This is a genomic window from Stenotrophomonas sp. STEN083, from assembly GCF_056759195.1.
Genome location: NZ_JBRRCU010000066.1, coordinates 1 through 24,311, shown reverse-complemented (window position 1 = coordinate 24,311; position 24,311 = coordinate 1). Strand labels below are relative to the sequence as shown.

The 24,311-nt window shown below is 63.1% G+C and carries 24 protein-coding genes and 2 pseudogenes; 15 read left to right on the top strand and 11 right to left on the bottom strand.

From position 1 onward, the window contains the following. Positions 1-103: 103 nt before the first annotated feature. Entirely contained in the window at positions 104-925 is an 822-nt protein-coding gene (gene ppsR / locus ACVOK8_RS16220) for a posphoenolpyruvate synthetase regulatory kinase/phosphorylase PpsR (RefSeq protein ID WP_282272415.1), read from the bottom strand. A 197-nt stretch (positions 926-1,122) separates the two neighbouring features. On the opposite strand from ppsR, the gene ppsA reads away from it, so the two are divergent. Further along, the gene (gene ppsA, locus ACVOK8_RS16215; protein WP_481567724.1) at positions 1,123-3,498 is read left to right on the top strand and encodes a phosphoenolpyruvate synthase; all 2,376 of its coding nucleotides are present in this window, start codon (positions 1,123-1,125) and stop codon (positions 3,496-3,498) included. Between the two features lie 317 nt (positions 3,499-3,815). On the opposite strand, the gene ACVOK8_RS16210 is transcribed toward ppsA, so the two are convergent. The 4 genes from ACVOK8_RS16210 to ACVOK8_RS16195 all read right to left on the bottom strand — a co-directional run bounded on the left by ACVOK8_RS16210 (position 3,816) and on the right by ACVOK8_RS16195 (position 8,513). Next, the gene (locus ACVOK8_RS16210) at positions 3,816-6,086 is read right to left on the bottom strand and encodes a thiamine pyrophosphate-dependent enzyme (protein WP_481567723.1); all 2,271 of its coding nucleotides are present in this window, start codon (positions 6,084-6,086) and stop codon (positions 3,816-3,818) included. Positions 6,087-6,145: 59 nt separating this feature from the next. Next, complete coding sequence (locus ACVOK8_RS16205) at positions 6,146-6,748, bottom strand: glutathione S-transferase family protein (protein WP_481567725.1); 603 nt, start codon at positions 6,746-6,748, stop codon at positions 6,146-6,148. Positions 6,749-6,862: 114 nt separating this feature from the next. After that, entirely contained in the window at positions 6,863-7,399 is a 537-nt protein-coding gene (locus ACVOK8_RS16200; RefSeq protein WP_481567722.1) for a GNAT family N-acetyltransferase, read from the bottom strand. Between the two features lie 280 nt (positions 7,400-7,679). Continuing rightward, complete coding sequence (locus tag ACVOK8_RS16195; protein ID WP_481567721.1) at positions 7,680-8,513, bottom strand: glycine zipper 2TM domain-containing protein; 834 nt, start codon at positions 8,511-8,513, stop codon at positions 7,680-7,682. Between the two features lie 177 nt (positions 8,514-8,690). Here ACVOK8_RS16195 and ACVOK8_RS16190 point away from each other — a divergent pair, with 177 nt between their 5' ends. Further along, a complete protein-coding gene (locus ACVOK8_RS16190) occupies positions 8,691-8,912 on the top strand; it encodes a DUF6116 family protein (RefSeq protein WP_481567720.1) in 222 nt (73 codons plus the stop codon). 3 nt (positions 8,913-8,915) lie between these two features. Continuing rightward, positions 8,916-9,677, top strand: coding sequence for a TatD family hydrolase (locus tag ACVOK8_RS16185; RefSeq protein ID WP_481567719.1), 762 nt, complete (start codon positions 8,916-8,918; stop codon positions 9,675-9,677). Positions 9,678-9,805: 128 nt separating this feature from the next. Here the strand turns inward: ACVOK8_RS16185 and ACVOK8_RS16180 are convergent, their stop codons facing one another. Beyond that, positions 9,806-10,597: a tRNA threonylcarbamoyladenosine dehydratase gene (locus ACVOK8_RS16180; protein ID WP_481567718.1), complete on the bottom strand. Its 792-nt coding sequence runs from the start codon at positions 10,595-10,597 to the stop codon at positions 9,806-9,808. 130 nt (positions 10,598-10,727) lie between these two features. On the opposite strand from ACVOK8_RS16180, the gene ACVOK8_RS16175 reads away from it, so the two are divergent. After that, positions 10,728-11,165 (top strand): cytochrome c, encoded by a 438-nt coding sequence (locus ACVOK8_RS16175; RefSeq protein ID WP_481567717.1) that lies wholly within the window; start codon positions 10,728-10,730, stop codon positions 11,163-11,165. A 111-nt stretch (positions 11,166-11,276) separates the two neighbouring features. Further along, the gene (locus ACVOK8_RS16170) at positions 11,277-11,774 is read left to right on the top strand and encodes a glycine zipper 2TM domain-containing protein (protein ID WP_313170090.1); all 498 of its coding nucleotides are present in this window, start codon (positions 11,277-11,279) and stop codon (positions 11,772-11,774) included. A gap of 72 nt (positions 11,775-11,846) precedes the next feature. Here the strand turns inward: ACVOK8_RS16170 and ACVOK8_RS16165 are convergent, their stop codons facing one another. Beyond that, positions 11,847-12,056, bottom strand: a complete 210-nt coding sequence (locus tag ACVOK8_RS16165; RefSeq protein WP_282271583.1) for a cold-shock protein — start codon at positions 12,054-12,056, stop codon at positions 11,847-11,849. 233 nt (positions 12,057-12,289) lie between these two features. Here ACVOK8_RS16165 and ACVOK8_RS16160 point away from each other — a divergent pair, with 233 nt between their 5' ends. From ACVOK8_RS16160 to arsC, 4 genes and pseudogenes are all read left to right on the top strand, one after another. Next, complete coding sequence (locus ACVOK8_RS16160) at positions 12,290-12,775, top strand: DUF456 domain-containing protein (RefSeq protein WP_481567716.1); 486 nt, start codon at positions 12,290-12,292, stop codon at positions 12,773-12,775. 123 nt (positions 12,776-12,898) lie between these two features. Then, positions 12,899-13,132 (top strand): annotated as a pseudogene (locus tag ACVOK8_RS16155) (phospholipase A); the annotation flags it as partial. A gap of 72 nt (positions 13,133-13,204) precedes the next feature. After that, positions 13,205-14,038, top strand: a pseudogene (locus ACVOK8_RS16150) (phospholipase A); the annotation flags it as partial. A gap of 3 nt (positions 14,039-14,041) precedes the next feature. Beyond that, a complete protein-coding gene (arsC, locus tag ACVOK8_RS16145) occupies positions 14,042-14,392 on the top strand; it encodes an arsenate reductase (glutaredoxin) (protein ID WP_481567715.1) in 351 nt (116 codons plus the stop codon). Between the two features lie 52 nt (positions 14,393-14,444). Here arsC and ACVOK8_RS16140 read toward each other — a convergent pair whose 3' ends face one another. Next, positions 14,445-14,978: a DsbA family protein gene (locus ACVOK8_RS16140; RefSeq protein WP_481567714.1), complete on the bottom strand. Its 534-nt coding sequence runs from the start codon at positions 14,976-14,978 to the stop codon at positions 14,445-14,447. A gap of 187 nt (positions 14,979-15,165) precedes the next feature. On the opposite strand from ACVOK8_RS16140, the gene ACVOK8_RS16135 reads away from it, so the two are divergent. Beyond that, the gene (locus ACVOK8_RS16135) at positions 15,166-16,275 is read left to right on the top strand and encodes a sterol desaturase family protein (RefSeq protein WP_481567713.1); all 1,110 of its coding nucleotides are present in this window, start codon (positions 15,166-15,168) and stop codon (positions 16,273-16,275) included. 75 nt (positions 16,276-16,350) lie between these two features. On the opposite strand, the gene ACVOK8_RS16130 is transcribed toward ACVOK8_RS16135, so the two are convergent. The 3 genes from ACVOK8_RS16130 to ACVOK8_RS16120 form a co-directional block, all read right to left on the bottom strand. Beyond that, positions 16,351-16,986, bottom strand: coding sequence for a glutathione S-transferase family protein (locus ACVOK8_RS16130; protein ID WP_481567712.1), 636 nt, complete (start codon positions 16,984-16,986; stop codon positions 16,351-16,353). A 297-nt stretch (positions 16,987-17,283) separates the two neighbouring features. Continuing rightward, on the bottom strand, positions 17,284-17,496 hold the full coding sequence (locus tag ACVOK8_RS16125; protein ID WP_481567711.1) for a hypothetical protein: 213 nt from the start codon (positions 17,494-17,496) through the stop codon (positions 17,284-17,286). A gap of 182 nt (positions 17,497-17,678) precedes the next feature. Further along, on the bottom strand, positions 17,679-19,196 hold the full coding sequence (locus tag ACVOK8_RS16120) for a fumarate hydratase (RefSeq protein ID WP_481567710.1): 1,518 nt from the start codon (positions 19,194-19,196) through the stop codon (positions 17,679-17,681). 223 nt (positions 19,197-19,419) lie between these two features. Between ACVOK8_RS16120 and ACVOK8_RS16115 the strand changes: the two genes are divergently transcribed. From ACVOK8_RS16115 to ACVOK8_RS16095, 5 genes are all read left to right on the top strand, one after another. Continuing rightward, positions 19,420-20,316 (top strand): RNA polymerase sigma-70 factor, encoded by an 897-nt coding sequence (locus tag ACVOK8_RS16115; protein ID WP_481567709.1) that lies wholly within the window; start codon positions 19,420-19,422, stop codon positions 20,314-20,316. 35 nt (positions 20,317-20,351) lie between these two features. After that, the gene (locus tag ACVOK8_RS16110; RefSeq protein WP_481567708.1) at positions 20,352-20,801 is read left to right on the top strand and encodes a carboxymuconolactone decarboxylase family protein; all 450 of its coding nucleotides are present in this window, start codon (positions 20,352-20,354) and stop codon (positions 20,799-20,801) included. A 77-nt stretch (positions 20,802-20,878) separates the two neighbouring features. After that, the gene (locus ACVOK8_RS16105) at positions 20,879-21,523 is read left to right on the top strand and encodes a trimeric intracellular cation channel family protein (RefSeq protein ID WP_481546866.1); all 645 of its coding nucleotides are present in this window, start codon (positions 20,879-20,881) and stop codon (positions 21,521-21,523) included. 372 nt (positions 21,524-21,895) lie between these two features. Continuing rightward, entirely contained in the window at positions 21,896-22,213 is a 318-nt protein-coding gene (locus ACVOK8_RS16100; protein ID WP_481567707.1) for a BON domain-containing protein, read from the top strand. 71 nt (positions 22,214-22,284) lie between these two features. Further along, a complete protein-coding gene (locus ACVOK8_RS16095; protein WP_481567706.1) occupies positions 22,285-24,144 on the top strand; it encodes an ABC transporter ATP-binding protein in 1,860 nt (619 codons plus the stop codon). Positions 24,145-24,311 lie beyond the last annotated feature (167 nt).

Genomic DNA, 24,311 nt, shown 5'->3' with positions numbered 1-24,311 from the left:
AGGCTCTACCGGTCACGCCGCTGCCGAGCCATGCTCGGCACTACATGGGTTTGCCTGTAATGCCCCTGCCGAGCATGGCTCGGCACTACCGGCGATCCTTGGCTCAGAACATCTCGCGCTGCAGGCTCAGGGTACTCAGCACCTTGCTGGAGATCTCTTCGATGGAAGTGTGGGTAGTACTCAAGGTCGGGATGCGTTCCATGCGGAACATGGTCTCGGCGGCGGTGACTTCCCGCTTGCAGGTCTCGAAGCTGGCATAGCGCGAGTTGGGGCGGCGCTCCTGGCGGATCTGCTGCAGGCGCTCGGGGTCGATGGTCAGCCCGAACAGCTTGTTACGGTACGGACGCAGGCGTGGCGGCAGGCGATCCTGCTCCAGGTCTTCCTCGGTCAAAGGGTAGTTGGCCGCACGAATGCCGTAATGCAGCGCCAGATAGATGCAAGTCGGGGTCTTGCCCGCGCGCGACACCGCGACCAGCACCACATCGGCCTCGTCGTAATTCACTGCGATGCCATCGTCGTGGCTCAGCGCAAAATTCATCGCGTTGATGCGGCGATGGTAGGTATCGAAATCCACCATGCCATGCGCCTGCCCCACCTTGGAATGCCTGGCCGCGCTCAGCTCCTGTTCCAACGGCCCGATGAATGGGGCAAAGACATCCAGGACCAGGGCTCCGCTCTCTTCCAGGATCAGGCCGAGGCTGGAATCGACACAGGAGCTGATCACGATCGGACGCACCTGGTAGCGCTCCCCGGCGGCCCTGATACGCGCCGCCGCCTCAAGCGCCTTGTCAGCATCGTCGACGAACGACATGCGATCGGTGACGAAACTGAAGCCATTGAACTGAGTCAAGAGACTGTGCCCAACGGTCTCGGCGGTGATGCCGGTGCCGTCAGAAACATAGAAAACCGGCCGGATTGCCGTCATGAAAGCTCCCTTCAGAGTGTGAACCTGACCACGGGTCAAGCGAGATGGCCTAGCCTGTCCCGAAAAAGACAAGCACAAGACAAAGTATTGTCACAAGCTTGTGCGGCTTCGGTGTGCACTGCATCATATTGGCTTCTTCCTACGGACGTGGCCATCCCAAGCCCGCCACGGGCGATGGCCTCAACGGAGCATCGCGCTTGAACGAGAATATCCTGTGGTTGCATGAGCTGCGCTTGGCCGATTTGGCCCGCGTAGGTGGCAAAAACTCCTCGCTTGGGGAGATGATCGGCAATCTAGCCGGTCTGGGGGTGTCCGTCCCCGGTGGTTACGCAACCACGTCCGAAGCGTTCAAGGACTTCATCGCCCATAACGACCTGTCCAAGCGCATTTTCGACAAGCTGGCCACGCTGGACGTGGAAGATGTCGCTGCCCTGACCGTTGCCGGCAAGGAAATCCGCAACTGGGTGATCGATGCGCCGCTGCAGCCGCAGCTGGACCAGGACATCCGCGCCGCCTACGAAAAGCTGAGCGCCGAAAACGGCGGCGGTGACATCGCCGTGGCCGTGCGCTCCTCGGCAACCGCCGAAGATCTGCCGGACGCCTCGTTCGCCGGCCAGCAGGAAACCTTCCTCAACGTGACCGGTGCCGACGACGTCGTGCACAAGGTCAAGGAAGTGTTCGCCTCGCTGTACAACGACCGCGCCATCGCCTACCGCGTCCACCACGGCTTCAAGCACGAGGACGTGTTCCTGTCCGCGGGCGTGCAGCTGATGGTCCGCTCGGGCGTCGGCTCCTCCGGCGTGCTGTTCACCCTGGACACCGAGTCCGGCTTCCGCGACGTGGTGTTCGTCACCTCTTCGGTCGGCCTGGGCGAAATGGTCGTGCAGGGCGCGGTCAATCCGGACGAGTTCTACGTCTACAAGCCCAGCCTGCATGCCGGCAAGCCGGCGATCCTGCGCCGCTCGCTGGGTTCCAAGGCGATCCGCATGGTCTATTCGGACGTCCCGGGCGAGCGCGTCAAAATTGAAGACACCCCGGTCGAGGTGCGCAATACCTTCTCGATCAGCGATGAGGACGTGCAGGAACTGTCCAAGCAGGCGCTGGTCATCGAAAAGCATTACGGCCGCCCGATGGATATCGAGTGGGCCAAGGACGGCGTCAGCGGCAAGCTGTTCATCGTCCAGGCGCGCCCGGAAACCGTGAAGTCGCGCGCCAAGGCCACCCAGATCGAGCGCTACGCGCTGCAGGAAAAGGGTGAAGTCATTGCCGAAGGCCGCGCCGTTGGCGCCAAGATCGGCGCTGGCGTGGCCCGTGTGGTCAAGTCGCTGGACGACATGGCCCGCGTACAGCCGGGCGACGTGCTGATCGCCGACATGACCGACCCCGACTGGGAACCGGTGATGAAGCGTGCGTCAGCCATCGTCACCAACCGTGGTGGCCGCACCTGCCACGCCGCGATCATCGCGCGTGAGCTGGGCGTGCCGGCCGTGGTCGGCTCGGGCAATGCGACCCAGCTGATCGAGGACGGCCAGGAAGTGACCGTCAGCTGCGCCGAAGGCGATACCGGCTTCATCTACGCTGGCAAGCTGGCCTTTGACCGCACCACCACCGATCTGGGCAACATGCCGCCGGCACCGCTGAAGATCATGATGAACGTGGCCAACCCGGAACGTGCCTTCGACTTCGGCCAGCTGCCGAACGCTGGCATCGGCCTGGCCCGCCTGGAAATGATCATCGCCAGCCACATCGGCATCCACCCGAATGCGCTGCTGGACTACGACCGCCAGGACGCTGCCACCAAAAAGAAGATCGACGAGAAGATTGCCGGCTACAAGGATCCGGTGAGCTTCTATGTGGACCGACTGGCTGAAGGCATCGCCACCCTGACCGCTTCGGTCGCACCGAACCCGGTGATCGTGCGCCTGTCGGACTTCAAGTCCAACGAGTACGCCAACCTGATCGGCGGCAGCAACTACGAGCCGCACGAAGAGAACCCGATGATCGGCTTCCGCGGTGCCAGCCGTTACGTCGACCCGAGCTTCTCCAAGGCCTTCGCACTGGAATGCCAGGCCGTGTTGCGCGTGCGCAATGAGATGGGCCTGGAGAACCTGTGGGTGATGATCCCGTTCGTTCGCACCCTGGAAGAAGGCCGCAAGGTGGTGGAAGTGCTCGCCGCCAATGGCCTGAAGCAGGGCGAGAACGGCCTGAAGATCATCATGATGTGCGAAGTACCGTCCAACGCACTGTTGGCCGACGAGTTCCTGGAGATCTTCGACGGCTTCTCGATCGGCTCCAACGACCTGACCCAGCTGACCCTGGGCCTGGACCGCGATTCGTCGATCGTCGCGCACCTGTTCGACGAGCGTAATCCTGCGGTCAAGAAGTTGCTGTCGATGGCGATCAAGAGCGCACGCGCCAAGGGCAAGTACGTCGGCATCTGCGGCCAGGGCCCGTCCGATCACCCGGATCTGGCCGAATGGCTGATGCAGGAAGGCATCGAGTCGGTGTCGCTGAACCCGGACACCGTGGTCGACACCTGGCTGCGTCTGGCCAAGCTGAAAGCCAATAGCTGATCCAGCGGTTGATGCATGAAAACAAAACCCCGCCTTGGCGGGGTTTTGTTTGTCTGTGAGGTGGCGGTGGTTTTCGCTTTTTGTGGGAGCGGCGTAAGCCGCGAAGCTGGCAGTACTTGCAGGCATCAAAAGCCAACCCCTCCCCAACCTCCCCTTGGCTGCGCCAAAGGGAGGGGGCGCAGCTGTAGGAGCGGCGTCAGCCGCGAAGCCACAGATCAGTCAGGTCGCAAGCGCGTAGGTGATTTCAGCATTGCCAGCTTCGCGGCTCACGCCGCTCCTGCAAACAAATGCCGCTCCCACTATGCAGCGCCAGCTGATCACACCAACTCCGCCGCTGCCGCCACCACATCCGCATCACCCGGCAGCACCAGCAAGGCCGCACCAGCCAGCGGCGTATAGGTATCCACACCGGTCACCCTGCGCAGCGGCACCTGACCATGACCGGCTTCGACCAGGGCAGTAATCACGCCCTCGCCCACGCCAGCACTCTGCCGACCTTCGTCCAGCACGATGATCCGCTTCGCGCCCTTGGCCTGCCCGGCGATATAGTCGGCATTGAGCGGTACCAACCAACGCAGATCCACCACCCGTACCTTCCAGCCATGCTGCTGCTCGATGGTCCTGGCAGCGCGCAGTGCCATTGGTACGCCATTGCCGTAGCTGATGATCAGCAGGTCATCATTGCCTTCGCCATACACCCTGCCCTCGCCCAACGTCAGCGCCTGGTCCGGCGCCGGATACGGGAACAACCATTGGCCATCGCCAGCGACATGCAGGTCCTTGGTCATGTACAGCGCGATCGGCTCCAGGAACACGCAGACCCGCCCATCGACCTTTGCCAGGGCAGCAAGCGTGCGCAGCATCGCCGCGGCATCATCGCCACGCGATGGGCAACCCACCACCAGCCCGGGAATATCGCGGATGGCGGTGATCGAGTTGTCGTTATGGAAATGGCCACCAAAGCCCTTCTGATAGCCCAACCCGGCAATGCGGATCAGCATCGGATTGCGGTACTGGTCATTGGAGAAGAACTGCAGTGAGCAGGCCTCACCGCGCACCTGATCGGCGGCGTTGTGCAGATAGGCCAGGTACTGGATCTCAGGCAGCGGCAACATACCCATATTGGCGAAACCCTGGGCCATGCCCAGGATCATGGTTTCATCGAGCAGGGTATTGAACACCCGGCGCGGGCCGAATGCCTTCTGCAGGCCCTTGGTGACGGTGTAGACGCCACCCTTCTGCGCCACGTCCTCACCAAACAACAGGGTTTCCGGGTACTTGGCGAAGAGGTCATGCAGTGCCTGGTTGATCTGCACTGCCAGATGCTTGCCCGGCTGGTTTTCCGGCAAGCCAGCTTCGCTGCCGAATACCTGCAGGCGCCGCTCGCTGTAATCCGCGCGTGCGGCCTCTGCCTGCACCTTGTCCGGCGTATACGGCGCCAGCGGCCCGATCACATCCTGCAGATCGGTCAGGCGCGGACGCTTGTCGGCATCTTCGGCGGCGGCAAAGCAGCGCTGGCGGGTCTGCTCGTACAAGGCCAGCACTTCGGCCTTGTCCATCAGCCCGGACTCCACTGCAACCTGTGCCGAGCGCAGCAACGGATCGCCCGCTTCGACCGCACACAACTCTTCCAATGCGCGCCATTCAATCTCGAAGTCGGTGCCGGCGTGGCCCATCAGGCGCGTGGTGCGCAGATGCAGGAAGGTCGGCCGCCGCGTGCGCCGGCAATGCTCAACTGCGCGCTGCACGTCGGCGTAACCGTTGACCAGATCCAGACCGTCGGCATGGAAGTAATCCAGCCCCGGCCGATGCCGAAAGCTCTCGGCTATCCAGCCTTCAGGCGTCTTCACCGAGATGCCGATGCCATTGTCTTCGCAGACGAACAACACCGGCGCCGGCAGCTTCTGGAAGCTGCTCCAGGCGGCTGCATTGAACGCGGTCTGGGCGGTGGCGTGATTGGCCGAGGCATCGCCGAACGAGCAGATGGTGATGCTGTCATCGGGAATCGGCAGCCCATGACCCAGCCGCTTGCCGGCTTCAATCGCCATCGCCGTGCCCAGCGCCTTGGGCAGGTGTGAAGCAATCGTCGAGGTCTGCGGCAGCACCCACAACGGTTTGCTTCCCCACACTTTATGGCGCCCGCCACTGGCCGGATCGTCCTTGCTGGCCGCGAACGACAACGCCGAATCCATCACCGGGTCCATGCCGGGCAGCTTGCGGAAGCGCTCGGCCATGAAGCCACCGGAGCGGTAGTGCAGGAAGGCCGGATCGGTATGCCGGGCGGCGCGCGCCACCATCGCGTTGCCTTCATGGCCGGACGAGCCAATCGTGTAGAAGACCTTGTTCTGCACGCGCAGCACGCGCGCCATCAGGTCAAGATGGCGGCTGATCAACTGCGATTCGAACAGCTCGCGGAAGCTCTGCGCCTCCAGCGTGCTACCTGGCAGTATGGGTGCGGCCGGTTGCGGCCCTTGTTGCGGACCAGGCGCCAGCGCGCTGACGAATTCAATGAAGTTGGTGTCGCAGATCTCAGCGCGGTTCAGACCCTTCATGCGGGCCGGGATGGGATTCGGTACACGAGCAAACATGCAGACAGGCTCCACAGCAAACAAGTGAGACGACGGAATCAAGCATCAAGTGAGATTGTTCAGCCCGCCAGTATCGGCATGAAGCCAGGCTGGGTCTGTACGGCCTGCAGCCAGCGCTGGATCGCCGGATACGACGACAGGCCAATGCCGCCGTCTTCAGCCACGGCGGTGTAGGCAAACAGGGCGATATCGGCCACGCCGTAGTCGGGGCCGGTAAACCACGGATTGCCCTGCAGGTGACGCTCCATCACGGCCAGCGCAGCATGCCCCCGCTCGCGCAGACGCGGCAGGTCATCGCGACGCGGCGAATCGACCGGCGTCCAGATGCTGATGAAGCGCGCGACGGCGATATAGGGCTCGTGGCTGTACTGCTCGAAAAACATCCACGACAAGGCCTGCGCCCGCTGCCAGCCATCGCTCGGCAGGAACGGGGTGCCTTCGGCCAGCCAGAACAGGATCGCATTGGATTCGGTCAGTACACGACCATCGGAGCGTTGCACCAACGGCACTTTTCCGTTCGGATTGAGCGCAAGGAATTCCGGGGTGTGGGTCTGGCCTTCGGCGCTGTTCACCTCGACCCAGTCGTAGCGCGTGCCAAGCTGCTCCAGCAGCAACCGAACCTTGTGGCAGTTGCCCGACGAGGACATGCCATACACTCGCAACCCAGCACCCGAAACACTCACTGATCCGCTCCCCGCTACCGACTGGCAGACGACAGCGTCCATCTGACCGGATCACGGGTGCTTCGGTAAAGCTGCGACCGCAGCAAAATATTCTCAGCGCTGCGCCATCCACGCGTGCCGGGATTGACCCCACACATCCACCTCGATATCGGCCGGTGCGGGCAAGCGCGCCTGTCGCAGCAAAGTCGCACCCAGCTTCTGCGCTACCGCCACCGAACTGGTGTTGGCCGGCACGATGGTATGGATTACTTCCTGCCAACCCAGCGTATCGAAGGCCCAATCGACACTGGCCCGTGCCGCCTCCGGCGCGTAACCACGGCCCCAGAACTCGGAGGTGATGCCCCAGCCCACTTCCGTGCCCGGCCAGCCATGCGGCTGCCAAGGTCCGACCCGACCGATCCAGCGTCCGCTACTTTTTTCAATCACCGAGAACATGGAGTAGCCGAGCAGCTGCCAACTGCCGGTCAGCGCCGCCAGACTGCGCCACGCGACCGATGGCGGCTGCACACCGCCAAGATGCTGCATCGTCTGCGAATCGGCGCAGAACGCAGCGAAGGCATCGAAGTCCTCGGCAGCTGGTGGCCGCAACAGCAGGCGTTCGGTTTCCAGTCGCAGGTCGAAGACACTCATCGCGGTTCCTGTGTGCGGTATGCAAGGACGCCGAGCTTGCGCCGGCCACCCCAACTGGTCAAACGGAAGCTGCCTTGCTGGCGCCCGTTTGTGGGAGCGGCGTAAGCCGCGAAGCTGACACTGTTCGCTCCCAGAAGAAGTTTTCGCGCCACCCGATCGTGTGCTGGCTTCGCGGCTTTACCCGCGCCCACAAAACAATAAAAAAAACGCTTCCAGAGGTGGGGGGTGGGTTTTTGGGGGGCTCAACAGCTGAGGTGAGGAGGTTTTCGGCTTGCGATGTTTACTGGCGGCTGTCCGCCGGCGCCATAGCTGCGGTCTGCGTCACCAACTGGCCATTGATGACCGGCAGGCGATCGCTGGCGGGACGGTCCTGCATGCGCACGGTCTTCTCCGCACCTTCGTAACGGTAGGTCACGTCGTAGCCAACGGTCTGGTTGGCATTGCCCAGCGACACACGCTCGCCCGGTCGGCTGTCCATGCGCATCGTGCCGGTGCTGCCATCCGGCTTGCGGTAGCTGACGTTGTAGCCGGTGATGCGGCTGGACTCGGCGGTGCGCTGTTCGGTGTGGCACTGGCGCTCGGTGCGATTGACCACACGACCACCAACGTGACGCTTATCAACCTGGTTGCCAATCATGCCACCGGCCACCGCACCAGCAGCGGTGGCTGCCTTCTTGCCGTTACCGCCGCCGACCTGGTTGCCCAGCAGACCGCCAATGACCGCACCGGCAACGGTGCCGCCGACATTGCCATCACGCTCCGGCAGGCGCTCCTGCACCACTACGTCCTCACAGACTTCATGCGGGGTACTGGTGGTGGAGCTTTCGCGGATCGGGTCGCTACCAGTGACCGTGCCGTAAACGCGTTCCTTCTGCGTCACCGGGGCCACCTTGAGCACGTCTGCATATTGCAGCTGCGGCTCAGCCGGGTTGTCCACCTTGCCGGTAAGCGCGGCGTCGTCTGCCAGCGGCGAGGTATCCAGCACCGGGCGTGCGCCCTCGACCAGAGGTGCGGTGCTGGCCTTGTCGCGGCCCTGCATGAAGGCGGCGGTGGCGATGCCACCTACCAGCAACGCGCCGGCGGCAACCAAAACGGTCGTGGTTGTGCTCTTCATGATCTGTCTCCGTGCGGCTGGCCGCGTTTGTGATGAGGGGATTCCAGCATGGACAAGCTGAACAGAGGCCAGTATTTCTGTCGTCACCCTATCGAAATCACTTAACTCGTCGCAATATTCAGCCTGCTGGCCCTGATCCGACAGGGCAGTCTGAACCCCTCCTCATCTGGATACGCCATGTCGAGCATGATGTTGTCGCCGTTTCTGGAATGGGCACGCAAGCTGCGCTACCCCACCCTGTTCAAACTGACCGGTGCGCTGTTCGTCATCAGCATGCTGCTGCCCGACCCGATCCCGTTTGTCGATGAAATCCTGTTTGGCCTGAGCACTTTGCTGCTCGCCAACTGGAAGCGACGCAAGGACCCGGCCGAGCCCCCGATACTGCGGGGCAAGCGCTGAGCCGTGCTGCTGGTAGACAGCCACTGCCATCTGGATGCAGCTGAATTCGACATCGACCGCGAGGCGGTGATCGCCCGCGCCAGCGCTGCCGGCGTGGGCATGCAGATCGTGCCGGCGGTGACTGCGGCCAGCTGGCCCAAGCTGCGTGAGGTCTGCGCTTCGGATGCAGGCCTGCATCCGGCCTACGGCCTGCACCCGATGTTCCTGCCGGAGCACCGTCCCGAACACCTGCAGCAGCTGCGTGACTGGGTGGAGCGCGAGTCACCCTGTGCCATTGGTGAATGCGGGCTGGACTTCTTCGTCGACGATCTCGATCCGGAAGCACAGCGCCTGTATTTCCAGGGCCAACTGGAACTGGCACGGGACGCCCAGCTGCCACTGATCGTGCATGCACGCCGAGCCCTGGATGAAGTGATCCTGCGCATTCGTCGTGTCGGCAAACTCAGCGGCGTGGTGCATAGCTTTTCCGGCAGCCCGGAGCAGGCAAGACAGCTATGGGACCTAGGCTTCATGATCGGTCTGGGCGGCCCCATCACCTACCCGCGCGCCAACCGGCTACGCGGCCTGGTGACGCAGATGCCGCTGGAGTATCTGTTATTGGAAACCGATGCTCCGGATCAGCCGGATGCAGGTATCCGCGGCCAGCGCAATGAGCCGGCGCGGCTACGGCAGATCATGGATACCGTCGCTGAGCTGCGCCAGCAACCGGCGGCGGATATCGCCGCGCAGACCACAGCCAATGCGAAGCGGCTGTTTGGGTTATAGGTCCGATTGTGGGAGCGGCGTCAGCCGCGCAGCCACAGGTCAGTCAGATCACGAACACCCTGGCATTTTCAGCAATGCCAGTTTCGCGGCTGACGCCGCTCCCACAAACCACAGCCGCCCGCCTGTCTTTACCCGCGGTTCTTCAACAGCATCTCCAGCGCCTTGCCCACCGCCACGAACGCAAACGCGCCGGTGATGTGGGTCGCCGCCCCCAGGCCACCGCCGCAATCCAGCTTCAAGGCTTCATCCGGGCCCAGGTTCGGACGGATGCCACAGACGCTGCCATCGGCCTGCGGGTACTTCACGTTCTCCAGCGAATACACCGCCGGCACGCCGAAGTAGCGCTTTGCGCTCTTGGGGAAGTTGAATTCGCTGCGCAGCTTCTTGCGGATCAGCGCCATCATTGCGTCGTGCTCGGTCCGCGACACGTCGCGCACCCGCACCAGGGTCGGATCGGTACGTCCGCCAGCCGCGCCGATGGTGATCATCGGCAGCTTGCGGCGGCGGCACCAGGCGATGGTTTCCACCTTAACCCGGAAGCTGTCGCAGGCATCGATCACCAGGTCAAAGCCGCGATCCAGCAGCTCGGCCATATTGGCCGGGGTCAGGAACGACTCCACCGCCTCGACCTGGACATCCGGGTTGATCGCGCGGCAACGCTCGGCCATCGCCAACGCCTTGTTGCGCCCATACTGCCCGGCCATCGCCGGCAGCTGGCGATTGGTGTTGGAGACACAGATATCATCGGCATCGATCAGGCTCAAATGGCCGACCGCCGAGCGCACCAGCGCCTCCACGATCCACGATCCAACCCCGCCCATGCCTACCACGGCGACCTTGCAGCCGCTCAGGTGGGTGATGGTTCCAGCTCCGTACAGCCGGTCGATACCGGCAAAGCGCTCACGCAGTTCTTCTTTCATCCGCGCATTTTACGGTCTGCTCCGGTCCTGCGGTGAGTTGGCCAACCGCACCATGACACGGGCTTCGCTCATGCCGCTGCATAATGGCCGGCAGTCGAACCCCTTTGCCACGTAGCCTGGAGCCAACGCAATGTCCGACCCTGCACCCGCCCGCCCCCCGTCCAAAGCCTCGCGCTACCTGTTCGTCCTGCTCGCCGGCCTGCTGATCGGGGTGATCGCCACCGTGATGGGCATGCGTGCCATCCAGGCCCGCCAGGATCACTTCCCGGACAGCCTGATGACGGTGATGGCCAAACAAGCCCAGCTGCTGGGCGAGAGCCAGAAGCAGAATCGCTGCAGCGTCATCGACAGCACGCCGCGCCTGCAGACCCTGCGCGCACTGGCCAACGATCTGGAGACCGCCTTCCCCGGCCTGCGCGATGATGAGCGATTCCAGCAACACGCCAGCCGCTACCGCGCCACCTTGAACGATGCACTGGCCAAGCCAGCTGCAGACTGCGCGGCACTGGCTGCTGCAGTGCAAAAAATCGGCAGCGACTGCAAGTCATGTCATCAGGATTTCAAGTAAGCAAACTGCGTTTCAACACGTGATTGGCCCTCCATTCACATGCAAAACCGCAGGATCTTCGCCGCGGGTCACACAGCTGTACCCACTTTCAATCTGGCAAGGAGAAACACCATGAAGATCCAACTGATCGCTGCAGGCGCAATTGCCAGTCTGGCGCTGGCCGGTTGCGCCACCTCCCCCGGTTACGGTGGTGGCTACAACAACGGCGGCTACAACAATGGTGGCAACTACGGCAACAACAACGGCTACAACCAGAACCGTTGCACCGACTGCGGCATCGTCACCCGCATCGATACCGTCGCCTCCGGCCGTACCGCTCCCAGCGCTACCGGCGCCATCCTGGGCGGCATCGTCGGCGCCGTGGCCGGCCACGAGATTTCCGACAAGACCGGCGGCAGCAAGGGCAACCAGAACATCGCCGCCGTCGCTGGTGCCGTTGGTGGCGCCATGGCCGGCAACAAGATCCAGCAGAACGTCACCGGCAACTCGTATGACATCCAGGTGCGCATGGACGATGGCCGCGTGATCGTGGTCAACCAGAAGGACCTGGGCGGGATCCGCGAGAACACCTATGTGCGCGTGGTCAACGGCCGCGTGGTGATCCGCTGAGCCGCTACCGTTAGCGCTGACGAAGAAAGGCCCGCATGCGCGGGCCTTTCTTTTGGCTGCACTGCCGCCGGATCAGGCCGGCTGTACAGCGTCAGCCTGCAGGCCTTTCTGGCCCTGCACAACGGTGAAGGTGACCTTCTGGCCTTCCTTCAGGCTTTTGAAGCCATCGGTCTGGATGGCGCGGAAGTGCACGAACACGTCCTCACCATTTTCGCGGCTGATGAAGCCGAAGCCCTTGGCGTCGTTGAACCACTTGACGGTACCGGTTTCGCGATCAGACATCTCGACTTACTCCCTGTAGCTCTTTCGTTTGATGGTTACGCCCGGTGAGGCGGCTGGTTGCAAGGAGGAAGCGAGGTGCAACGATGCAGCAAATCCTTGGATCTACCCATCAGGCCACGATTCACGGTGACCTTGCCAAGCTCAGCGGCTGCAACTTAACTCGGGGCTAAATAAATTGCAACACCGGCACATGCATTAAAGTCAACCCCTATACGACCCCCCTCAGAGTAACCATGGACTATTCATTCATCTTCTATCTGGTTGGCGCCTTGTTGGTTCTGGTCGGCATAGCCGGCATCATCCTGCCCGCGCTGCCGGGGGTGCCGTTGGTCTTCGTCGGCCTGCTGCTGGCGGCCTGGGGCGATGGATTCGACCGGGTGGGCTGGCTACCACTGGTCGTATTGGGCGTATTGACCGTCATCTCGATCATCGTGGATGTGCTCTGCACCATCGCCGGTGCCAAGAAGGTCGGCGCCAGCAAGCAGGCCCTGATCGGCTCGGCGATAGGTACGGTAGTTGGCCTGTTCTTCATGCCCATCGGCCTGTTTGTGGGCCCGTTCCTGGGCGCGCTGGGCGGCGAATACCTGCATGGCCGCCAGCTCGGCCAAGCCACCAAGGTTGGCCTCGGCACCTGGCTGGGCATCGTCCTTGGGGTCGCACTCAAGCTGGGCCTGGCGGTCGCCATGGTCGGCGTGTTCGCCATTGCCTGGTTCTTCTGAGGGCCGTCGTAACACCATCTCGACCCGGGAATCATCGACAATCCCCAACTTACCAATGCTGCCGGCGTGCAATTTCCCCCGATTGCCCCGGCCCGGCCACCCCACCGCGACCGGATGGAACCCATGCGAAAACAAGCTCTTCCCCATGCCCTGCTGCTCATCCTGAGCGGCACCAGCGCTTCGGCTCTTGCGCAGGAATCGATGCCGACGCCCGCCTCACCGCAGGCCTGCTTCGCGCTTGAGACCGATGCAACCCGCCTGGCCTGCTACGACAGCGCGCTAGGCCGCACCGCCACCGATACTCGTGCCGCCGATGCCGCGGCAGCCGCCGCCCTGCAGGCGCGCAAGGAGGCCAAGGCCACCGCCAAGGAGCTGGACGAGCCGCTGCCGCGCCGCAATGAGCTGTTCGCGCATGACGAACTGGATTCGGCGGCCGCCAATGCCGGCCGTGGCTCCTTGCTGGACAGCCGATGGGAGCTGGCCAAGGACTCCAAGCTGGGAATGTTCCAGCTGCGCGCCTACAAGCCGGTATATCTGCTGCCTGCTTTCTGGAGCAGCAAGCCCAACGAGATGCCGCACTCGCCCAATCCCAACAACACCGTCACCCAGGCCGAAGAACTTGAAAGTACCGAGCTGAAGTTCCAGCTCAGCTTCAAGACCAAGGTCACCGAGAACCTGTTTGGCGACAACGGTGACATCTGGGTCGGTTACACCCAAAGCTCGCGCTGGCAGGCCTATAACAGTGAGCTGTCGCGCCCGTTCCGCGAGACCAACTACGAACCGGAAGTGATGCTGACCTTCCGCAACGGCTACTCGCTGTTCGGCTGGAACGGGCGCATGACCGGCATCAGCCTCAACCACCAATCCAACGGCCGCAGTGATCCACTCTCGCGCAGCTGGAACCGGGTGGTGATGAACGTCGGCCTGGACCGTGAGAACTGGGCCATCATGCTGCGTCCCTGGTACCGCATCCCGGAAGGTCGCCGCGACGACAACAACCCGGATATCGAGGACTACATGGGCCGTGGCGACGCCACCCTGGTCTACAACCGCAACGGGCACGAGCTGGCCATCACCGGCCGCCACTCACTGCGCAGCGGCGACCGCGCGCATGGCTCGTTGCAGGTGGATTACGGCTTCCCGATCAACAAGCTGCTGCGCGGCCATGTGCAGGTGTTTGATGGCTACGGCGAGAGCATGATCGACTACAACCACCGGGCGACGTACATCGGCCTGGGCGTGTCGCTGCTGGAGTGGTTCTAAGCAATGAAAGCGACCATCTGGCACAACAACCGCTGCTCCAACTCACGCGGCGCGCTGGCGCTGTTGCAGGAGGCCGGTGTCGACGTCGAGGTGATCAACTACCTCGACAGCCCTCCTTCGGCCGCACAGCTGCGCACGCTGTTGGACGCCATGCGCATGCCGGCCCGCGACCTGCTGCGCAGCAAGGAAGCGGCCTACGCCGAGCTGGGATTGGCCGCCAAGCTCGATGACGAGACCGCATTGATCGATGCAATGAGCCAGCACCCGACGCTGATCAATCGCCCTATCGTGCGTACCGCCAAGGGCACGGCCTTGTGCCGCCCGCCAGAGACCGTGCTCAGCCTGATCGGCTGAACATTGTCCGCAGCAGCTGCTCTGGCGCCGCTTTCGGCTGCGCCAGCCAGCCTCAGTTGCGCCTGGCGCTGGCTTGGACGATAGCGTCGTAGAGCTCTTCGAAGCTCTCCCTGGGCTGGAACAGTTCGCCATTGATGAAGAAAGCCGGCGTACCGGTGACGCCGCTGCGCATGCCACTTTCGATATCACGCTGGATGTGCAGCAGATTGTTGTTGTCATCCATTGCTGCAGCCAAGCCTTCTTCCGGCAAGCCCAACTCACGCATCAACTCACGGTAGACCACCTCACCCAGCTGCTGCTGGCTGCGGAACAAGGCGTCATGCGCCTCCCAGAATTTGCCATGGGCGCCGGCGTACTCGGCGGTGATCGCCGCAGGCAAGGCCTGTGGGTGCGCCTGCACCAACGGGAAGTTGCGGAACACCAGGCATAGCCCATCGCCAAAGCGCTGCTGCAGGCGCTTGACCAAGGAGAACGCCTCGCCGCAATACGGGCACTGGTAGTCCGCGTACTCAACCAATACGACCGCAGCGTCCAGATTGCCCTGGATGTGATCAGCCGCGCTCACCGGAACCGTCAATCCGCTCATCCATCCACCCCAGATCATTCCCGGAAAGGCCAGCGTACAAGCACGTGGCGTGCCCGTGCCTGATGCAGATCAAGCTACCGGCATACCTGCACAGCCAGCGTGAAACAGGGCGGCCAGGGCGTCTGTACTACTTCCCCCGTTCAGCAGACACAGGCAGAATCGCCCGATCAAAGACAGGAAGTCCGCAATGGCCCGCACCCGCCGCTCATTCTTCGCCTACAGCTCCGCGCTACTCGGCGTATTGAGCCTGCTGGCGGTCGCCTGCTTCCATTTCCCCGAACTGCTGACCAGCCGCGAGTTCCGAGCGGTCTACAACGAGCAGTTTGCCCGCCACCTGCTGCTGGTGGGTTTGGCCGCGGCTTTCATCATGGGCACGGTTGCGATCCTGCGCGATCGCAACAAGCGTATCGCCACCCTGGGCGTGGGCACGGCAACCGTGGCGGTACTGCTGGGCGGCACCAACGTGCAGTTCGATGCCATCGGCAAGACCCCTTACTCGCTGGGGCTGGATTGGTTCGTACTGTCGCTGTTTTTCTCGGCACTGGTGTTCGTGCCGCTGGAGCGCTATCTCGGCAAACGCGAGCTTTCGCCGTTACGTCCCGGCTGGCGCACCGACGTGGCGTATTTCTTCATGAGCCACGTGCTGGTGCAGTTCATCCTGATCCTGGTCACCGCTTCCACCTCGACCATCGCCGGGCTGGCTGCCTTTCCCTCCTTGAAGGCAGCGATCCAGTCATTGCCGGTGTGGGCACAGTTCCTGATCGCGGTCTTTGTCGCCGACATGGCCCAGGCCCTGTTGCACCGCGCCTATCACAACATTCCCTGGCTCTGGCGCTTCCACGCCGTGCACCACTCCAGCCGGCACATGGATTGGCTGGCCGGCTCGCGGGTGCATTTTGTCGAGATCGTACTGACCCGCAGCGCCGTGCTGCTGCCGCTGCTGATCCTCGGCTTCTCCACCTCGGCGGTTAACGCCTACGTGATCCTGGTCGGCCTGCAGGCGGTGCTGGCACACGCCAATCTCGGCATCCGCTTTGGCTGGCTGGAATATCTGCTGGTACTACCGCGCTACCACCACTGGCACCACGCCCGACAGCAGGAGTATGTGGACGTCAATTACGCCATCCACCTGCCGCTGGTGGACATGTTGATGGGCACCTTCAAGCTACCGCGCGATCAAGCCCAATGGCCGCAGGAGTACGGCGTGATGAAGCTGGAAACCGTACCGAACGGCATCATCAAGCAACACCTGATGCCGTTCCAGGGCGGTCGCAAGTTCGAGGATCACGTCGACTGAGCGATCCGCCCCAGCTCTTGCAGGAGCGGCGTAAGCCGCGAAGCCACAGTCGCCTGAAGCTTCGCGTCACCGCACTCACAACCAATCGTTGATCCCCTCGCGCCGATAAACCTCGGCAAACGCCGGCCGAGCCTTCATCCGCGCCGCATGCGCAGCCAGCACCGGCCAGCTGTCGGTGGGACGCGGCATGTTGCGACTCCAGCGCATCAACATCGTCAACGTGAAATCGACGACGCTCAGCTGATCGCCCAGAACGTAGGGGCCATGCGCACCCAGGTGATCGGCCATCTGCTGCCAGGCCGCCTCCAACTGCAGCCGGGCCCGCTGCTTCACTTCGTCTGCATGCAGCTCACCCGCAGGCTCCTGTGGATAGAACCAGGCGCGATAGGCCGGCATCAAGGTGTACACGCAGAAGCACATCCAACGGTAATAGTCGCCACGCGCGGCCGTACCAAGCGCAGGCGCCAAGCCCGCGTGCGGATGCAGATCGGCCAACTGCATGGCGATGGCAGCAGACTCGGTCAGCACCTGGCCATCGATGATCAACGCAGGGACTCGGCCGGCCGGATTGATCGCAAGGAACTCCGCTGACTTCTGCTCACCGCGCTCAAAGTCGAGCTGGCGCAATTCATGCTCGATGCCGAGCTCGATCAACAACCAATGCACAACCAACGAAGCAGTACTTTGCGATCCATACAGAACAACTGACATGCGCTGAGTTCCCGGCTGGAGAAGAGTGCATTCTAACCAAGCCATGCACCACGCCTGTAGGAGCGGCGTGAGCCGCGAAGCTGATCAACCCACCGCCGCAGCAACAGCAACAGAAAGAAACCAAAGCACCCCTCCCCAACCCTCCCCTTGCCCACGGCAAAGGGAGGGGGCAAATGCCGCGCCGCCATGTTTTGTGGGAGCGGCGCAAGCCGCGAAGCTGATGATTTGATGCCGTCCCGGGAAAGCCTCTGCCGAGCATGGCTCGGCACTACAGGCTCTCTGCAGCTATCGGCTGGTTCAGTTACAGCTGTTCATGCAGCTATTCAAGCGTTCACCACACACCGAGGCAGCAGAGCGGTTCTGGCAGAACGCCTGCGAGGTCTGGCAGGCGCCACGCAACTCAGGATTGGTGATCTTTTCGCACTGGTTGCTGCGGTTTGCTTCACCGCAATCGCCATAGCCGCTCGGGTTGGCGTTGCAGCGCTGATAGGCATTCTGGCAATAGTTCACGCAGGCTGCTGGGTCATTGCGTGGCGCATTACCCCAACCTCCGCCATCGCTCGCGCAAGCGGCAAGCAATAACACCACACAAGCACACATCCATTGAAATTCGCGCATCGAACCATCCCTGCAAACGACGACGGCCCGAGCATAGCCCGGGCCGTCGCTGCATCACCAGTGACAGGTGCCGATTACTCGACGATCACCGGAATCTTGCCGATGCGTGCCTGCCATTCGCGGGGACCAGTCTTGTGAACCGATTCGCCGGTGGAGTCGACCGCCACAGTCACCGGCATGTCCTGCACGGTGAACTCGTAGATGGCTTCCATACCCAGGTCAGCGAAGCCAACCACCTTGGAAGCCTTGATCGCCTTGGACACCAGGTAGGCCGAGCCACCAACCGCCATCAGGTAAGCCGACTTGTTGTCACGGATCGCCTCGATCGCCGCAGGACCGCGTTCGGCCTTGCCGACCATACCCAACAGGCCGGTCTGCTCCAGGATCTGGCGGGTGAACTTGTCCATGCGGGTCGCGGTGGTCGGGCCGGCCGGGCCCACCACTTCGTCACGCACCGGATCGACCGGGCCGACGTAATAGATGAAGCGGCCCTTCAGGTCCACCGGCAGCTGCTCACCCTTGTTGAGCATCTCAACCATGCGCTTGTGCGCGGCGTCGCGGCCGGTCAGCAGATTGCCGTTGAGCAGCAGGGTCTGGCCCGGCTTCCACGCAGCCACTTCTTCCGGGGTGATGTTGTCCAGGTCGACGCGGGTGCCCTTGGATGCGTCGTAGGTCAGCTGCGGCCAGTCTTCCAGCGACGGCGGGTCCAGCATCACCGGGCCGCTGCCGTCCAGGGTGAAATGCGCGTGGCGGGTAGCGGCGCAGTTCGGGATCATCGCTACCGGCAAGTTGGCGGCGTGGGTCGGGAAATCCTTGACCTTGATGTCGAGCACCGTGGTCAGGCCGCCCAGGCCCTGCGCACCGATGCCGAGCGCGTTGACCTTCTCGTACAGTTCAAGACGCAGCTCTTCGGCACGGTTGGAGGCGCCACGGGCCTGCAGATCGGTGATGTCGATCGGCTCCATCAGCGACTCCTTGGCCAGCAGCATCGCCTTCTCGGCGGTGCCGCCAATACCGATACCGAGCATGCCCGGCGGGCACCAGCCAGCGCCCATGGTCGGCACGGTCTTGAGCACCCAATCAACGATCGAATCAGACGGATTGAGCATGGCGAACTTGCTCTTGGCTTCCGAACCGCCACCCTTGGCGGCGACGATCACGTCGACTGTATTGCCCGGCACGACCTTTACGTTGACCACACCCGGGGTGTTGTCCTTGGTATTGGTGCGCTTGCCAGCCGGGTCAGCCAGCACCGAGGCGCGCAGCTTGTTGTCCGGATAGGCGTAGGCGCGGCGGATGCCCTCATTGGCCATGTCCTCGACACCCATGGTGGCGTCGTCCCAGCGCACGTTCATACCGATTTCCAGGAACACGGTAACGATACCCGTGTCCTGGCAGATCGGGCGGTGGCCTTCGGCGCACATGCGCGAGTTGATCAGGATCTGCGCGATGGCCTCTTTGGCCGCCGGCGACTCTTCGCGCTCATAGGCGGCGGAGAGGTTCTTGATGTAGTCGACCGGGTGGTAGTACGAGATGTACTGCAGTGCGTCGGCGACGGACTGGATGAGGTCTTCCTGCTTGATCGATGTCACGGGCTTGCTCGCTTGCTGAAGGCTGGCGGGGGTTCAGCCCACCATTTTACGCCTTGACGCCGCGCAGTGCTGCCCGCCCTTGGTTGTAGGAGCGGTGTCAGCCGCGAAGCCGGCGGACCGACAGTTCTTCAGCTTCGCGGCTGACGCCGCTCCTACAACGGCCGGCTCTTGTTCAGGCAAAGTGGCGCTGTCACGCCAGCCCGCCCTGCACCGTCCTCCCCGTATGAACGCCGAAACCACTTTCCAGACCCACCGCCCGCGTCTGCTGGCACTGGCCTACCGCATGCTGGGCAGTCGCGCGGACGCCGAGGACGTGCTGCAGGACGCCTGGCTACGCTGGGCTGGCAGTGACACCGCCGACATCCGCGACGCCGAGGCCTGGCTGGTCACCGCCACCACCCGGCTCAGCCTGGACCGCCTGCGTGCAGCCAAGCGCGAGCGCCAGCGTTACGTGGGCCCATGGCTGCCGGAACCTTTGCAGGTCGAACTGGCCTCGGACACCGAAGCGGACCCAGCGCAGATCCATGCCGTCGCCAACGAAGTCTCCTTCGCCTTCCTGACCTTGCTCGAACAGCTGAGCCCCGACGAACGCGCCGCCTTCGTGCTAAAGGAAGCCTTCGACCACGATTACCGCCAGATCGGCAGCTTGATCGGCCACAGCGAGGCCAATTGCCGGCAACTGGTACGCCGCGCCAAACAGCGCCTGCAGGCTGGCGCGCCGCGCTTCCAGCCTGCACCGGCACAGCACCGGCAGCTGCTGCAGCGCTTCATGGAGGCGGCGCAACGCGGCGACAGCAGCGCCATCCAGGCCCTGCTGCATGCGAATGCCACTGCGGTCTCGGACGGCGGCGGACTGGTTACCGCAACTGTTCGTCCCCTGCTCGGCGCCGAGCGCATCGGCCGCCTGTACTGGGCCATCGCCCGACGCGGTGGCACCCTGCCCGCGCAGCTTGGCTACGTCAACGGCGAGCTGGCGATTCTGCGCTTTGCTGCGGGCAAGCTAGCCTCATTCACCACCATCGAAGTGGTGGATGGACGCATCGCTGCGCTGTACAGCGTGCTCAATCCGGAAAAGTTGCCCGCGCTTGTCACGACCGACGTCGCTGGCGCGTCCTTGTAATGAATGACGGCCGTGGTGGCCGTCTGGAGAAACCCATGTCTGCTACTACTTTCCCCCGCGTCCCCTATGCTCGCCTGGCCGCCGACGCCTTCAAGGGGTTGCTGGCCACCAGCAAGGCCGTGCACGACAGCTCGATCGAACAGGAGCTGCAGGAACTGGTGTTCCTGCGCGTATCGCAGATCAATGGCTGCGGCTATTGCATGGACATGCACGGCACCGCCCTGCGCAAGGCCGGCATCGAGCCGCGCAAGCTCGACACCCTGCCAGCCTGGCACGAGAGCCGCTTCTTCGATGAGCGCGAGCGCGCTGCCTTGGGCTGGGCCGAGGCCATGACCCGGCTGCCGGACGGCGCGCCCTCGCAGGCTGCTTTCGACGCGTTGAGGCCGCATTTCGATGACAAGGGCATCAGCGACCTGAGCATGGCCGTGGCGGTGATCAATGCCTGGAACCGACTCGGCGCCAGCCTGCTGCCGCCGCTACCCTGATCGATAGAGGAACCCAAGGCCATCAATCCAGACCGGACTGATGGCCGCAGCCCGCGACACACCGCACAATACGGCGCATGGGAACCCTTGTACTGATCCTCGACCTTATCGGCACCTTCGTCTTCGCCCTGTCCGGAGCGACGATGGGGGTACGTCGGCGGCTGGATATCTTCGGCGTGCTGGTGCTGTCGTTCGCGGCGGCGCTGGCCGGCGGCATCACCCGCGACCTGCTGATCGGCGCCACCCCGGTTGCGGCGATCAGCGACTGGCGCTATCCAGCCATCACCTTGGCCGCTGGCGTCGTCACTTTCTTCTGGGCGCCGCTGATCGAGCGCATGCAGTACCCGGTGCGGATGTTCGATGCGATGGGGCTGGCGCTGTTTGCCGTAGCCGGTACGCAGAAGGCATTGGCGTATGGCATCGATCCGCCGATGGCGGCTGCCTTGGGCATGTTGACCGGCATTGGCGGCGGCATTGCCCGTGATGTGCTGCTGGCGCAGGTCCCATTGGTGCTGCAGGCCGAGTTGTATGCGGTTGCGGCGTTGGCGGGTGCTGCTGTGGTTGCGGTGGGTTACTGGCTGGGATTGCCGCCGCTACCTTGTGCGCTGGTTGGTGCCGGGCTGTGCTTTGGCTTGCGGATGATGGCGATGCATTTTGGTTGGCATCTGCCGGTAGCGCTGCAGTCGTCGGAGCCACCGCCGCCGGAAGGGCCGCGTAGTTGAAATACCAGGCGCGGGCGTTTGGGCTTTGTGCATTTGGGGTTTTCGCTACCCGCTTTTAGGCCGTCATTCCCGCGAAGGCGGGAATCGCTCCTGCATTTGAATTTGTCGCTGCATTTGTCGTTTCCGTTGCACTTTTCTGCCAGTCCCTGCCCATTGCCAAGGCAAAAGCAGAGCAAGAGCGATTCCCGCCTTCGCGGGAATGACGGCACAAGCAGAAGCACGAGCCAAAACCACAGCCAAAGGCCAAAGCACCCCTCCCCGACCCTCCCCTTGCCTTCGGCAAAGGGAGGGAGCGAAGCAAAGCCTCCCAAGTAACAACAAACTCACACTTGATCCGCCATGGTGGAAGTCCCACATCCAGAGGACCCAACCATGGCCGCAGAACGCTCCGACACCCTGATCGGCGATGAAGTCGTCCACACCCTTGGCCAGCAAGCGCAGACCTCGCAGGTACTGGCCCAGGTCAGGGATGGCCAGGTGACCTTGTCCGGCGACGTTCCCAGCACCGAGGTCAAGCACAAGGTTGAATCGGTCATCGCCGCCATCGAAGGCGTGCGCACCGTGGTCAGCCATCTCAATGTCGACAACGGCAAGCGATCGTTCGGTAGCGCAGGCGAGGCTGTCCGTGACAACCCTGATGGTCGCGACGATGCGCAGATGGGCGATATCGACCTCGACAAAGACGGTTGAGTCCACTGATACATCGAAGGCAGTGCATTTGCGGGTAACCTGAACCCGCACCTCGCCGCTTGAGTCCCCCCATGCCCCGCCCCGAGCCCGCTCCAGCCAAGAAACCCAGCTTCCGCGAGCGCGTGGATGCGATGCGCAACCTGCCGCCGTTCCTGCGGCAGGTGTGGCAGACCAGCCGCTGGCTGACCATCACCAGCCTCGGCCTGCGACTGATCCGCGCCCTGATGCCGGTGGCGATGCTGTACGTAGGCAAGCTGATCATCGATGAAGCCGTGCGTCTGGCCGGGGCCGGTCCGATGCCACCTCTGGCAGAAGCATTCTCCAGTGGCCACCTCAACACGTTGCTTGAGCTGCTGTTGCTGGAGTTGGCCATCGCGATCGGCTCTGATCTGCTTGGCCGATTGATCAACTACGCCGATTCGCTGCTCTCCGAGCTGTTCACCAACGCCACCAGTGTGCGTTTGATGGAGCACGCCGCCGAACTCGACCTGGAAGACTTCGAAGACCCCGACCTGCAGGACAAGCTGGACCGGGCCCGCCGCCAGACCATGGGCCGCATGAGCCTGATGAGTCAGCTGTTCGGCCAGGTGCAGGACACCATCACCGTCATCAGCTTTGCCGCCGGCCTGATCGTCTACGCACCGTGGCTGATCGTGCTATTGGCGATTGCCTTGATCCCGGCCTTCATCGGCGAGTCGCACTTCAACACGCTGGGCTATTCGCTCAACTTCAGCTGGACCCCCGAGCGCCGCCAGCTCGATTACCTGCGTCAGGTAGGTGCCAGCGTGGAAACGGCCAAGGAGGTGAAGATATTCAACCTCAACCGTTTCCTGATCGACCGCTACAAGCTGCTGGCCGAGCGCTTCTACAAAGCCAACCGTGCGTTGGCCCGCAAACGTGCAATATGGGGAACGCTGCTGGCTGCCCTTGGCACGCTTGGCTATTACGCTGCTTATGGCTATATCGCCTGGCGCACCATCCGCGGCGACTTCAGCATCGGCGACCTGACCTTCCTGTCCGGCAGCTTCCTACGCCTGCGCCAGTTGCTGGAAGGTCTGCTCACCGGCTTCTCGCAGGTCGCAGGGCAGGCGCTGTATCTGGATGATCTGTTCTCGTTCTATGCCATCGAGCCGGAGATCCGCTCGCGTCCGGATGCCATCGCCATACCGCGGCCGATCCGCGACGGCTTCGTGTTCGACAACGTCGGCTTCCGCTACCCCGATGCCGAGCGCTGGGCGGTACGCAATCTGAGCTTCCATCTGCAGGCTGGCGAAGTGATTGCACTGGTTGGCGAGAACGGCGCTGGCAAGACCACTTTGGTCAAACTGCTGGCGCGCCTGTACGACCCGGACGAAGGCCGCATCCTGCTCGATGGCCGCGACCTGCGCGATTACGACCTGGACGACCTGCGCGCCAACATGGGCGTGATCTTCCAGGACTTCGTGCGCTACCACCTGTCTGCTGGCGAGAACATCGGCGTAGGCTTGGTCGAGTCGATGTACGACAAGGATCGGATCCAGAATGCAGCGCGACGCGCACTGGCCGATGAAGTGATCGACGCCCTGCCCGCGGGCTATGACCAGCTGATTGGCCGCCGCTTCAAGACCGGCGTGGACCTGTCCGGCGGCCAGTGGCAGAAGATCGCCATCGCCCGTGCTTATATGCGCGATGCGCAGGTGATGATCCTCGACGAGCCGACCGCCGCACTGGATGCGCGTGCCGAGTTCGAGGTATTCCAACGCTTCAAGGAGCTGTCGGACAACCGCACTGCCGTGCTGATCTCACATCGTTTCTCGTCGGTGCGCATGGCAGATCGCATCCTGGTGCTGGCTGACGGTCGCATCGAAGCCAGCGGCACCCACGAAGAGCTGATGATCGAAGGCGGGCGCTATGCGGAGTTGTTCGAGCTGCAGGCAGCGGGATATAGGTGAGCAACTGTAGTGCCGAGCCATGCTCGGCACAGGCTTTCCAAGCCAAAGCCAAAGCCAAAGCCAAAAGCCACCCCTCCCCAGCCCTCCCCTTGGCCTGCGGCCAAAGGCAGGGAGCGTAGTGCCGAGCCACGCTCGGCAGAGGCACTACCGGTAGAGCCCCTGCCGAG

Coding starts and splice junctions, on each gene's coding strand:
- ppsR (WP_282272415.1), bottom strand. CDS start 925: ATGACGGCAATCCGGCCGGTTTTCTATGTTTCTGACGGCACCGGCATC.
- ACVOK8_RS16210 (WP_481567723.1), bottom strand. CDS start 6,086: ATGTTTGCTCGTGTACCGAATCCCATCCCGGCCCGCATGAAGGGTCTG.
- ACVOK8_RS16200 (WP_481567722.1), bottom strand. CDS start 7,399: ATGAGTGTCTTCGACCTGCGACTGGAAACCGAACGCCTGCTGTTGCGG.
- ACVOK8_RS16195 (WP_481567721.1), bottom strand. CDS start 8,513: ATGAAGAGCACAACCACGACCGTTTTGGTTGCCGCCGGCGCGTTGCTG.
- ACVOK8_RS16190 (WP_481567720.1), top strand. CDS start 8,691: ATGTCGAGCATGATGTTGTCGCCGTTTCTGGAATGGGCACGCAAGCTG.
- ACVOK8_RS16180 (WP_481567718.1), bottom strand. CDS start 10,597: ATGAAAGAAGAACTGCGTGAGCGCTTTGCCGGTATCGACCGGCTGTAC.
- ACVOK8_RS16175 (WP_481567717.1), top strand. CDS start 10,728: ATGTCCGACCCTGCACCCGCCCGCCCCCCGTCCAAAGCCTCGCGCTAC.
- ACVOK8_RS16170 (WP_313170090.1), top strand. CDS start 11,277: ATGAAGATCCAACTGATCGCTGCAGGCGCAATTGCCAGTCTGGCGCTG.
- ACVOK8_RS16165 (WP_282271583.1), bottom strand. CDS start 12,056: ATGTCTGATCGCGAAACCGGTACCGTCAAGTGGTTCAACGACGCCAAG.
- ACVOK8_RS16160 (WP_481567716.1), top strand. CDS start 12,290: ATGGACTATTCATTCATCTTCTATCTGGTTGGCGCCTTGTTGGTTCTG.
- arsC (WP_481567715.1), top strand. CDS start 14,042: ATGAAAGCGACCATCTGGCACAACAACCGCTGCTCCAACTCACGCGGC.
- ACVOK8_RS16140 (WP_481567714.1), bottom strand. CDS start 14,978: ATGAGCGGATTGACGGTTCCGGTGAGCGCGGCTGATCACATCCAGGGC.
- ACVOK8_RS16135 (WP_481567713.1), top strand. CDS start 15,166: ATGGCCCGCACCCGCCGCTCATTCTTCGCCTACAGCTCCGCGCTACTC.
- ACVOK8_RS16130 (WP_481567712.1), bottom strand. CDS start 16,986: ATGTCAGTTGTTCTGTATGGATCGCAAAGTACTGCTTCGTTGGTTGTG.
- ACVOK8_RS16115 (WP_481567709.1), top strand. CDS start 19,420: ATGAACGCCGAAACCACTTTCCAGACCCACCGCCCGCGTCTGCTGGCA.
- ACVOK8_RS16110 (WP_481567708.1), top strand. CDS start 20,352: ATGTCTGCTACTACTTTCCCCCGCGTCCCCTATGCTCGCCTGGCCGCC.
- ACVOK8_RS16105 (WP_481546866.1), top strand. CDS start 20,879: ATGGGAACCCTTGTACTGATCCTCGACCTTATCGGCACCTTCGTCTTC.
- ACVOK8_RS16100 (WP_481567707.1), top strand. CDS start 21,896: ATGGCCGCAGAACGCTCCGACACCCTGATCGGCGATGAAGTCGTCCAC.
- ACVOK8_RS16095 (WP_481567706.1), top strand. CDS start 22,285: ATGCCCCGCCCCGAGCCCGCTCCAGCCAAGAAACCCAGCTTCCGCGAG.